This window comes from Nocardioides agariphilus, from assembly GCF_015352445.1.
Taxonomy (GTDB): Bacteria; Actinomycetota; Actinomycetes; order Propionibacteriales; family Nocardioidaceae; genus Nocardioides; species Nocardioides agariphilus.
The window spans coordinates 166,704-176,924 of the sequence record NZ_JADKPO010000007.1 but is presented as its reverse complement, the minus strand read 5'-3'; the positions used below and the strand labels follow the sequence as shown (position 1 = coordinate 176,924).

At 69.7% G+C, this 10,221-nt stretch carries 10 protein-coding genes; 7 read left to right on the top strand and 3 right to left on the bottom strand.

What is annotated here, in order from left to right:
- Nucleotides 1-592 precede the first annotated feature (592 nt).
- The 4 genes from ISU10_RS07395 to pepN all read left to right on the top strand — a co-directional run bounded on the left by ISU10_RS07395 (nt 593) and on the right by pepN (nt 6,371).
- The gene (locus tag ISU10_RS07395; protein WP_194695725.1) at nt 593-1,570 is read left to right on the top strand and encodes a GNAT family N-acetyltransferase; all 978 of its coding nucleotides are present in this window, start codon (nt 593-595) and stop codon (nt 1,568-1,570) included.
- Nucleotides 1,571-1,647: 77 nt separating this feature from the next.
- Nucleotides 1,648-3,039 carry an FAD-binding oxidoreductase gene (locus ISU10_RS07390; protein ID WP_194695724.1) on the top strand — a complete coding sequence of 464 codons (1,392 nt, stop codon included), beginning with the start codon at nt 1,648-1,650 and terminating at the stop codon, nt 3,037-3,039.
- A gap of 9 nt (nt 3,040-3,048) precedes the next feature.
- On the top strand, nt 3,049-3,885 hold the full coding sequence (locus ISU10_RS07385; RefSeq protein ID WP_194695723.1) for a hypothetical protein: 837 nt from the start codon (nt 3,049-3,051) through the stop codon (nt 3,883-3,885).
- Nucleotides 3,882-6,371: an aminopeptidase N gene (gene pepN / locus ISU10_RS07380; RefSeq protein WP_194695722.1), complete on the top strand. Its 2,490-nt coding sequence runs from the start codon at nt 3,882-3,884 to the stop codon at nt 6,369-6,371. Before ISU10_RS07385 ends, pepN begins: the two co-directional genes overlap by 4 nt.
- Nucleotides 6,372-6,506: 135 nt before the next feature.
- On the opposite strand, the gene ISU10_RS07375 is transcribed toward pepN, so the two are convergent.
- On the bottom strand, nt 6,507-6,911 hold the full coding sequence (locus ISU10_RS07375) for a VOC family protein (protein WP_194695721.1): 405 nt from the start codon (nt 6,909-6,911) through the stop codon (nt 6,507-6,509).
- A 199-nt stretch (nt 6,912-7,110) separates the two neighbouring features.
- Here ISU10_RS07375 and ISU10_RS07370 point away from each other — a divergent pair, with 199 nt between their 5' ends.
- From ISU10_RS07370 to ISU10_RS07360, 3 genes are all read left to right on the top strand, one after another.
- Entirely contained in the window at nt 7,111-7,686 is a 576-nt protein-coding gene (locus ISU10_RS07370; protein WP_370864916.1) for an RNA polymerase sigma factor, read from the top strand.
- Entirely contained in the window at nt 7,679-8,260 is a 582-nt protein-coding gene (locus tag ISU10_RS07365; RefSeq protein WP_194695720.1) for an anti-sigma factor, read from the top strand. Before ISU10_RS07370 ends, ISU10_RS07365 begins: the two co-directional genes overlap by 8 nt.
- Nucleotides 8,261-8,659: 399 nt before the next feature.
- Nucleotides 8,660-9,037: a carboxypeptidase-like regulatory domain-containing protein gene (locus tag ISU10_RS07360; protein WP_194695719.1), complete on the top strand. Its 378-nt coding sequence runs from the start codon at nt 8,660-8,662 to the stop codon at nt 9,035-9,037.
- A 129-nt stretch (nt 9,038-9,166) separates the two neighbouring features.
- Here the strand turns inward: ISU10_RS07360 and ISU10_RS07355 are convergent, their stop codons facing one another.
- Nucleotides 9,167-9,826, bottom strand: coding sequence for a hypothetical protein (locus ISU10_RS07355; protein WP_194695718.1), 660 nt, complete (start codon nt 9,824-9,826; stop codon nt 9,167-9,169).
- On the bottom strand, nt 9,823-10,188 hold the full coding sequence (locus tag ISU10_RS07350) for a hypothetical protein (RefSeq protein ID WP_194695717.1): 366 nt from the start codon (nt 10,186-10,188) through the stop codon (nt 9,823-9,825). Before ISU10_RS07350 ends, ISU10_RS07355 begins: the two co-directional genes overlap by 4 nt.
- Nucleotides 10,189-10,221 lie beyond the last annotated feature (33 nt).

Here is a 10,221-nt window from a genome sequence, read left to right as displayed (position 1 = left end):
TTGCGCTAGCAACCGTCTCGAAACCATGGGACCCCTGCGTCGCCGACTGGGTTTCGAGACAGGCGCTGGCGCGCCTTCCTCAACCAGCGGGGGTTGTTGGTTGAGGAGGTTGCGCTAGCAACCGTCTCGAAACCATGGGACCCCTGCGTCGCCGACTGGGTTTCGAGACAGGCGCTGGCGCGCCTTCCTCAACCAGCGGGGGTTGTTGTTGGTTGAGGAGGTTGCGTTAGCAACCGTCTCGAAACCATGGGACCCCTGCGTCGCCGACTGGGTTTCGAGACAGGCGCTGGCGCGCCTTCCTCAACCAGCGGGGGTTGTTGTTGGTTGAGGAGGTTGCGCTAGCAACCGTCTCGAAACCATGGGACCCTGCGTCGCCGACTGGGTTTCGAGACAGGCGCTGGCGCGCCTTCCTCCACCAGCGGGGGTTGTTGGTTGAGGAGGTTGCGTTAGCAACCGTCTCGAAACCATGGGACCCCTGCGTCGCCGACTGGGTTTCGAGACAGGCGCTGGCGCGCCTTCCTCCACCAGCGGGGGTTGTTGGTTGAGGAGGTTGCGCTAGCAACCGTCTCGAAACCACGTAACGTCCCACACGATGAGTGATCTCGCCGATGAGCTGGTGCAGGCCCGGTTGCCCTGGATCTCAGATCGAATCCAGTCCTGGTACGACGAGGCTCGGCTGGTCTCCCAGCTCGCCCACGATCTCGCCGCCGAGGCCCAGCGGGTGCGCGACGTCGGGTTCGGCACGGACTACCGCGACGCCGTCGATGCCGCCTTGGAGCCGGACCCGCTGGCGTGGGCCAACCGCCGCCTCGACCTCCGCAACGGCGGCTGGGCCGTCACCGGCATCCGCTTTCGCGCCCTGGACCGCGCCAAGCCCTTCGTCGACATCGTGGCCACCGACCAGCCGCCGACGCCCGAGGGACTCGCGACCGTCGCGGCCGCCGTACTCCCCGCCTACGCCAGGTTCGAGCCGCTGTGCCTGAGGGTGGATGCCGCCGATCCGTCCGCGCTGATGGCGGTGCTGGATGACGACCCCCGCTTCGGTCCATCGGGGATCGACCAGTACGTCGTGGCGGGGCAGGTGTCGTCGGTCCTGGCGCTGCCGGTCCCGACGGGTGTATCGCTGCGGTTAGGTGAGCCAGGTCCCCTCGCCGAGCGGGTGGCGGCGATCTACGCCCGACACCCCGAGGAATCCAGGCTCTGGGCCACCCCGGAGGGCGCCGAGTCGCTCGCCGACTGCGCTGCACAGGGACTGCTCGTCGAGGTGCTCGTCGACGGCGTACCCGCCGGCGTCGTGGCCGCCGTACGCGAGGACGGCCATGGGATGAGCGGGTTCTGCGTTCAGGAGCTCTGCCTCGACCCGGCCTTTCGTGGCAGAGGCCTGGCAGCCCCGGCAGTGCGGCTCCTCGCCGAGCGGTTCCAGGCCCGACCCGGCGACGTCCTCTGGGGCACGATCCACCCCGACAACCTGCCCTCCTTGAGACAGGCTCAGTCCCTGGGGCGCGAGGTCGTCGGCGGCTACGTCTGGGTCACGCCCGAGGGTCTTCCTGGCATGCCCCAGCGGGTCTAGAGTCAATCGATTCAGTCGCTGGTTGAGGTGCGAGGAGCGCCAGCGACGAGCCTCGAAACCACCCAGGGAGGCACGCCATGACCCAGACCGCCAACGCCCCGATCGCCGAGCTGCGAGGCACGATGCGTGGAGAGGTGGTCGAGGCGGCCGATCCGACCTACGACGAGGCGCGCCGCGTCTGGAACGCCGCCATCGACCGCCGCCCGCTGGCCGTCGCGATGTGCGCCGACGAGTCGGACGTGCAGGCGGCCGTGCGGTTCGCCGCGACACATGGCATCGACGTGGCGGTCCGCTGCGGGGCGCACAGCATGTCGGGGGCCAGCGTGGTCGATGACGGACTCGTGATCGACCTGACCGGCCTCAACCAGGTTTCGGTCGACCCTGTCGCGCGGCGGGCGAGGGTGGGCGGGGGAGCGCTGCTCGGCGACCTCGACGCCGCCACGCAGGCGCACGGGCTCGCCGTACCTGTCGGGCTGATCAGCCACACCGGCGTCGGCGGCCTGACCCTCGGCGGCGGGATGGGGTGGTTGAGCCGTAAGTACGGGCTGTCCGTCGACAACCTCGTCTCCGCACGATGCGTGACAGCAGACGGTGACCTGCTGACGGCATCGGCCACAGAGAACCCCGACCTGTTCTGGGCGTTGCGAGGAGGTGGTGGGAACTTCGCCGTGGTGACCGAGTTCGAGTTCGAGCTCCACGAGGCCGGCCCGATGGTCCACTTCGGCTTGCTGTTCTGGGGGTTGGAGCAAGGTACCGAGGTACTGCGGCATGCGCGGTCGGTGATCCACTCGCTGCCCGACGACGTCAACGTCGTGTTCGGCGGCCTGAACGCGCCGCCGGCGCCCTTCGTCCCGGAGGAGCACCGGCTCAAGCCCGGCTACGCGATGGTGGTCGTCGGCTTCGGGTCGGCGGAGGAGCACGCCGCGGTGCTGGAGCAGGCTCGCTCGGCCGTGCCCCCGCTGGTCGACTTCGCCTCGCCGATGCCCTACGTCGAGCTGCAGAAGATGCTCGACGAGGCCAACGGCTGGGGCCTCTACTGCTACGACAAGGGCTGCTACGTCGACGAGTTCTCGGACGGGGTGATCGACGCGCTCGTCGAGCACTTCCCGCAGAAGACCTCGCCGCTGTCGATCGTCCTGTTCTACCGGCTCGACGGCGCCTACTCCGCCGTCGCTGATGACGCGACGGCGTTCAGTGGCGGACGGTCGCCGCGGTTCGGCGTGTTCATCATCGCCGGTTGCCCGGTGCCCGAGATGTTCCCCGCCGAGCGCGACTGGGCCCGAGCGCTGGCGACGGCACTGGCTCCCTTCGCCTCCGACGACGGCTCCTACGTCAACGGCTCGGCCGAGTTCGACGCCGTCGAGGCGGCCTATGGCGCCGGCAAGTTCGCCCGCCTCGTCGAGTTGAAGGCGAAGTACGACCCCACCGACCTGTTCCACGGCAACGCGCGCGTCACTCCGGGCAGCTGACGGGGACAGATGACCGCGTCGCCTGCGCGCTCGGGCGATGACCGCGTGCTGGCCTACACGCGCGGCCTCTCGCTGTTCATCGTCCCGTTCCTGCTGGTGGCCTGGGTCATCCTCTACGTCTTCCCCGACCACACGGCGAAGCTCTGGGCCTGGCCGATCCCGGTGACGATGACCTCGATGGTGCTCGCCTCGGCCTACCTCGGCGGCGCCTACTTCTTCGTGCGCGTCGCGTTCTTCGAGAAGCGGTGGCACGGCATGGCCACCGGCTTCCTGGCCGTGACGGCCTTCGCGTCGCTGCTCGGGGTGGCGACCGTCGTGCACTGGGACAAGTTCTTCCACGACCGGTTGGCCTTCTGGCTGTGGGCTGGGCTGTACTTCGGCGCGCCGTTCCTGGTGATCGGCGCCTGGCTCGCGAACCGGAGGTACGCCGCTCCGTTCAGCTCGGCAGACGTGTTGCTGCGCCCCCTCGAGCGCGGGGTCATCGCGGTGCTCGGCGTGCTGGCGCTGGCGCAAGGAGTGCTGATGTTCGTGGCGCCCAGCGTGGTGATCCCCCTGTGGCCGTGGGCGTTGACCCCGCTGACGTGTCGGGTGATGGGCGCGACCTACTGTCTCGGCGCTGCCGGTGCCGGCACGTTGTTCGACCCGCGTTGGAGCTCGGTGCGGCTGATGCTCCAGGTCGAGGCAGTGATGCTGGTGCTCATGCTCGTCGCGGCCGTGCGCGCCTCCGACGAGCTGATGCCCGACCGCGCGCTGAGCTGGCCGCTGCTGGTCGTCGTGCTGCTGATGTTGCTCGGGTCGGCCTACCTCTGGGTGATCCACGAGCGACGGCCTAGGTTGACCGGGTGAGCCCCGTTGCCAGCCCCGTTGCCAGCCCTGTAGCCAGCCCTGTAGCCAGCCTGACCCGGGCCGAGGCCGAGGAGCGCGCCGCGCTGATCGAGGTCGACCGCTACGACGTGGAGGTCGACCTGCGCGGCCTCTTCGAAGGACAGGTGGTCGACGCGGTGTCGACCATCACCTTCACCTGCCGTGAACCGGGTGCGAGCTCGTTCGTCGACTGCGTCGCGCAGATCCGGTCGGCCACGCTCAACGGCGTCGCGCTCGACGTGTCGACTGCCTCGCGAGGCCGGCTTCCCCTCCCGGACCTGCAGGCCGACAACGTCCTGGTCGTCGCGTCCTCGCAGTCCGACACCACGAGCAGCAGCGGCATCCAGCGCACGGTCGACCCCAGCGACAAGCTCGTCTACGTCTGGATGTCGTTCGAGTGCGACTTCACGCGGATGGTCTGGGCCAACTTCGACCAACCCGACCTCAAGGCCGTGCACGGCTTCACCGTGAAGGCTCCCGACACCTGGACGGTGCTCAACAACTCCGCGCCCACGGGCGTCGACGAGCTCGCCGACGGAGGGCGCCTGTGGACCTTTGCCGACACCCCGCCCCTCTCGACGTACGTCACCGTCGTCAACGCCGGCCCCTTCTACGAGCGCCGCTCGCACCGCGGCGGCTACGACCTCGGGCTCTACAGCCGGCAGTCGCTCAAGCAGCTGCTCGACCGCGACGCCGACGAGCTGTTCGAGATCACCGAGCAGGGCCTGGCGTGGTACGGCGAGCACTTCGGCGTGCCGTTCGGCCAGGAGCGCTACGACCAGGTGTTCCTGCCCGACCTGGGCGGCGCGATGGAGAACTGGGGCTGCGTCACGTGGGGTGACTGGGCCTTGCCGCGCAGCGAGCCGACCTACGAGGAGCGGCGCTACGTCGCCGACGTGGTGCTGCACGAGATGGCGCACATGTGGTTCGGCGACCTGGTCACGATGAAGTGGTGGGACGACCTGTGGCTCAACGAGGCGTTTGCCTCATGGGCCGCGTGCTGGGCGTCGGTCGGCGCGACGAAGTACCAGGACAACTGGGCCAACTTCCTGGCCGGCGAGCAGCTGGCCGCCTACCGACTCGACATGGGACCCGCGTCGCACCCGATCCGCGGAGACGTCCCCGACGTCGCGCAGGCGATGGCGAACTTCGACGCGATCTCCTACTCCAAGGGCCAGGCCGTGCTCAAGCAGCTCGGTGCCTACGTCGGCGAAGACGCCTTGCTCGAAGGCCTGCGGGCCTACTTCCGTGACCACGCCTGGGGCAACACCACCCTCGAGGACTTCGTGGGCGCGGTTGCCACTGCGAGCGGGCGGGACCTGGGGGAGTGGCAGCGGTCCTGGCTGGACGAGGGCGGTACCGACACCCTGACGCTCTCGGGTTCTGAGCTGACAGCAACCGGGCCCGATGGCAAGGCGCCGCGGCCGCACCGGGTCGACATCGGCTGCTACGTCGACGAGGGCTCGTCGTTGAGCAAGGTCGCCGACGTGGCGGTGCAGACCGTTGGTGGGTCGACCCAGGTCGAGCTGCCGGAGTCCGACCTGCGCCTGGTCAACGACGGCGACCTGACCTTCGCGGCCGCGCGGACGGACCCGGTCTCACTTGACCTCTTGCTGCGCAAGGCGGGTCTGCTGCCAGACGCGGTGTCGCGCTCCCTTGCGGTCTCGACGGTCTACGACATGCTGCTCAAGGGCGAGCTCGGTGCCGAGGAGACGCTCGCCTGCATCCTCGGCGTGCTCGAGACCGAGCACGTGGCCGGGATCGTGGAGCCGTTCCTGCAGATCGCCAGCACGGTCGCCCACCGCTACATGCCGCTGCCCCGCATCGAGTCCGCGCGCTCCCGTGTGGCCGACGTCGCGGCCGTGCTCGCCGGGCAGCCGGAGCTCGCCAAGGGCGCGCTCCTCGAGCTGGCCGGCAACGCCGTCACCCCGGAGCACTTCGCCCGGGTCGACTCCGCGGCCTCGTCTGACTTCGGGCTCGCCTGGCGGGTGGCGGCCACGCGTGCTGCGCAGGGTGACTACGACGAGGCCGTCATCGAGGACCTGCTCGAGCGGGACCCTGATCCCGACGCCCCGTTCAGTGCGCTCGCCGTCCGCACCGCCAGGCCGCTCGCCGAGGCCAAGGAGGAGGCCTGGCACGCGCTGTACGTCGAGCAGAACGTGCCGTCCGGCCTCGCGATGTACCCGATGGTCCAGGCCTTCTGGCAGCCCGAGCAGCGTGACGTGGTCCTGCCCTACACCTGGCGCTACCTCGAAGAGGTCCCCAAGCTCGCCGGCGGGCTGATGCTCAAGGTCGGCGGCCTGATCCGCGGCATGTTCCCCGACGTGGGCGACCAGGTGTTCATCGACGCCGCCCTGGAGATGGCGCGCGCCGACGGCTGCGACCCGACGGTGCGCGGCGCGCTGCTCAACGGCACCGACGGGCTGGTGCGCAAGCTACGGGCGAGAGGCGACCTGCCCGCTGGTTGAGGAGGGACGTGTCCGTGCCCGTTGGTTGAGGAGGGACGAAGTCCCGTCTCGAAACCACGTCTCCAGCGCTGACACCCGTCTGTTCGCCAAGAGGGGCGGCGCCCACCTGGACGCCGCCCCCTTCCCGATGCTGCGTCAGGCCGCAGCGGGCGGGGCGAAGAACTCCAGCGCGATGCCGTCCGGGTCGCGGAACGACAGCCCCGACCCGTAGTGCGCGTCGACGATCTCGCCGCGGGCGATGCCGAGCTCGTCGAGCCTGACGCTCCACTTCTCCAGCTCCGCTCGGTCGCTGCACGCGAAGGAGACGTGGTCGAGCCCGGGGCTGCGCTCGTCGAACGGCGCCCCGCTGGGGTCGACGTGCCGGTGCAGCCCGAAGAGGTTGCCGCCGCCGAGGGCGAAGACCGTGTGGTGGAAGTCGCCGGCCTCGACGTCCTCGTCGAGGACGGGCTGGGTGCCGAACAGGTCGGCGTACCACGCCGCACTCCGCCTCAGGTCGCTGACGGTGACAGCGATGTGGGTGATGCCTGGGAACTCGTTCATGGTGATCTCCTTGGATGGGTGTTCGCCCCCTGTACGGCGACACCTCGCTTGCGGTTCCCTCCCGTGTCCTCGATGGTCGAGGACGGAACCGATCCGCAACCGCTCGCGTAAGCAGCACGTGGGACACAGTGCAGCCGCCTTCGAAGCTGCCTTCGTGCGCCCGAAAACCAGGGAGCCGAGCACTGAACGGTGGGCTAGCGTGACGACCGTGGCCATGGACGATGCCGAGGTGGCGTCGCGGTTCGCATCAGGGGACGCCGACTCGGTGCGCGTGGTCTACCAGACCTACGGACGGCTGGTCTTCTCGATCGCCTACAAGGTCCTCGGTGACACCGGGCTCGCGGAGGACGCGACGCAGCAGACGTTCGTGCAGGCCTGGCGCGGCGCTTCGACCTACGACCCCAGCCGCCCGCTCGGCGCCTGGATCGGCACGATCGCCAAGCGCGTCGCCATCGACGTCTACCGCCGCGAGAAGCGCCACCGCCACCTCGACGACATCGACACCGCCGAGACGCCGAACCTGATCACGCTGCCGCCGTCGGTGGACCAGATGGAGGACGTGGCCGAAGTACGACGGGCGCTCGATGAGCTGCCTCCCGCCGAGCGCGACCTGCTCCGCATGCAGCACTTCGACGAGCTCAGCCACGCCGAGATCGCCCAGCAGCTGGAGATTCCGCTTGGCACCGTGAAGTCACGTACCTTCCGAGCACACCGCCGCCTGGCCGGCCTGCTGGCCCATCTGCGCACCGAACCCGAAGGAGGCCGCGATGTCTGACTCCGAGCTGACCCCGGCCGAGCGTGCCGAGATCGAGCGGGTCTCCGACGTACTCGCGGACCCCGCCGTCTGGATGGAGCCGCCGGCGCACCTCCAGGAGGCCGTCGTCGCGGCGATCGCGTCCGAGGCTGGCTCGGTGGGCCGTCGACGCCGCGTGCGCTTCGCACTCGTCGGCGTGGCCGCAGCGATCCTCCTGGCGGTGGGCGTGACCATCGGCGTCCAGCTCAACCAGGACGACTCGATCGAGTTCGCCGCCTCCTTGAGCGGCACCGAGCTCGCCCCGTCGGCTACCGGCGACGTCACCCTGACCAAGACCCCCAGCGGCTGGGACATCCGCCTCCACGCCACGGGCCTCCCTCGCCGCCAGGACGGCGAGTTCTACCAGGCCTGGCTCAAGAACGACGACGGTCTGCTCGTCCCCATCGGCTCCTTCAACGACGGCCGCGAGGTCATCCTCTGGTCCGGCGTCGGTCCCGGTGACTTCCCGATCCTGACCATCACCCAGGAGGTCGCCGATGGCGACCAGGCCTCCTCGGGGCTCGTCGTACTGGTCGGGCAGGCCTCCCAGTCCTGACCGTGGCCGCCCGCGTGCAGGCGGGCACAAGTCAGGCTCAAGTCGGACGCAAGTGGCGTCGAGTTGCATAAGGGCATGCCCCGAACCGCGGGGTCCGAACCCAGGAGCACCTCATGGCCAGAAGCGCAGTCCACCTCTACCGTCACCTCCAGTCCAGGCGCGCACGCGCTGTGGTCGACCGCCCACCCGCCATACCGACGCGCGACCGTTTTGCCACGGCCCACGCGCTCGGCTGGCGGCCCCTCCCGTGACAGGACGCCAACGACACCAGCACCCACCACGACCGCCCGGCTCTTTCGTCAGATGACGATGAAGCCGGGCGGTTCGTCATTTCCTGGGTTCCAGGAACCTGTGCGAGGCAAGGGCCGTCCCACCGGCGTGCGTTCCGGACTTCCCCTCGTGCTCGCAGCCGGCCTGCTCACCCTCGCGGCGTGCGGTGGCGAGCAACCCACTGAGGAGCCCGACTCCGGCTTGAGAGGGATCGTGCAGCTCGGCCCCCAGTGCGCCGTCGAGAACGCCACGGACCCCTGCGACAACCAGCCGGCGGCCGGCGTGACCGTGATCGTCTCCGAGCAGCTGCCCGGCGACGCGTACGCCGCCGGCGAGGAGGTCGCGCGGACCACGACTGCCGACGACGGCAGCTTCGAGCTGGCCGTCGAGCCGGGTGCGTACGTCGTCACCGCCGAGGCCGGTATGTCCTGCGAGCTGATGGACGCCCGCGTCGTGCGAGGTGCCATCGCCGAGGTTGTTGTTCCGTGCGACACGGGCATCCGCTGACACAGCCGGCGCTGTCGCGGTGGTCGATGCCAGCCACCCGTCGACCGATGTCGACATCGGTTCCTCCGTTCTTGGGTCGTGTGCCGCACACCGCGCCATAGCGCCGCCTCAGGCACACGAGGACGGACGCTAGCGATCCCGCAGCACCTCCCGAGCAACGAACGCCATCCCCACGGCCGTCAGGCTCCAGGCGACGAAGTCGACCTGAGGGCTTCCGAGGATGACGGTGGCCACGAAGTGCAGCGGCTGGGAGACGGCGATCGCCCATCCCGCCCAGACGGGGATCCGGCCGGACCGGAGCAGTGCCAGTCCCAGGAGCACCGTGCCGATCACGTGGCCCAGCACGAAGACGCCGATCGCGACGTCGATCGACGGGTGGCCGGCATCGACCACCGCGACCGCGTCGGCGCGGGACAGGCCGGCGTCCGTCGTACTCCAGAGCAGGTGGTCCGATCCGACGAGCATGCCGAGCGATAGGTAGCCCGGCACCGCGAGCCCCAGGGCCCAGGCCGTCAGTCGCGGTGCGGCCGTGCGGCAGACCTGGGCTGCGGCGAACAGGCCGGGCACCAGCGTGAGGATGCCGACGTACGCCAGCCATAGCACCGCGCTCTGCCGCCCGGGGTTGGCGTTGACGGCGGCGACCATGTCTGAGGTGTCGCCTGCGGTGTAGTAGGGGAGGATCAGCCGGAGTACGGCGATCGCTGCCGGGCCGACGGGAAGCAGCAGCGCCACGGCCCAGGTGGACAGCGGTATCGAGCGACCGCGGGTGGGTGCAAGCGTCGCAGTCATCGCGCCACCGCCAGGGCGCGGCCACGAGCGGTGAGCAGGACACCCACGGCAGTGAGCACGACGACACCAGCTGCGGCCGCCTGTGCGCCGGCTGGCACGTCGGACACGAAGAACGCCGGCAGTGCGGTGACTGCGGAGAGAACGCGTAGCGCGATCAGCAGGCGCAGCGGCCGGCGGGGGTCGAGGTGCGCGTGGACGACGAGCACGAGCGAGACGAGCCCGAGTAGCGCAGCGACGGCTGCCACGGCGTACGGCGGCGACTTGCCGTCGGTGAGCGCGAGGGTCGCCATGTCGCCGAGCGACAAGAGGCCGAAGATCGCGAGCCCGACGCTGCGGCTGGTGAAGCCGGATTTGTCGATCATGGTGAGTCTCCTTCGAGAAGCGGCTGTTGCCTC

What these genes read in the sequence shown, in the direction of transcription:
- ISU10_RS07395 (WP_194695725.1), top strand. Translation starts at nt 593, where the DNA reads ATGAGTGATCTCGCCGATGAGCTGGTGCAGGCCCGGTTGCCCTGGATC.
- ISU10_RS07390 (WP_194695724.1), top strand. Translation starts at nt 1,648, where the DNA reads ATGACCCAGACCGCCAACGCCCCGATCGCCGAGCTGCGAGGCACGATG.
- ISU10_RS07385 (WP_194695723.1), top strand. Translation starts at nt 3,049, where the DNA reads ATGACCGCGTCGCCTGCGCGCTCGGGCGATGACCGCGTGCTGGCCTAC.
- ISU10_RS07375 (WP_194695721.1), bottom strand. Translation starts at nt 6,911, where the DNA reads ATGAACGAGTTCCCAGGCATCACCCACATCGCTGTCACCGTCAGCGAC.
- ISU10_RS07365 (WP_194695720.1), top strand. Translation starts at nt 7,679, where the DNA reads ATGTCTGACTCCGAGCTGACCCCGGCCGAGCGTGCCGAGATCGAGCGG.
- ISU10_RS07355 (WP_194695718.1), bottom strand. Translation starts at nt 9,826, where the DNA reads ATGACTGCGACGCTTGCACCCACCCGCGGTCGCTCGATACCGCTGTCC.
- ISU10_RS07350 (WP_194695717.1), bottom strand. Translation starts at nt 10,188, where the DNA reads ATGATCGACAAATCCGGCTTCACCAGCCGCAGCGTCGGGCTCGCGATC.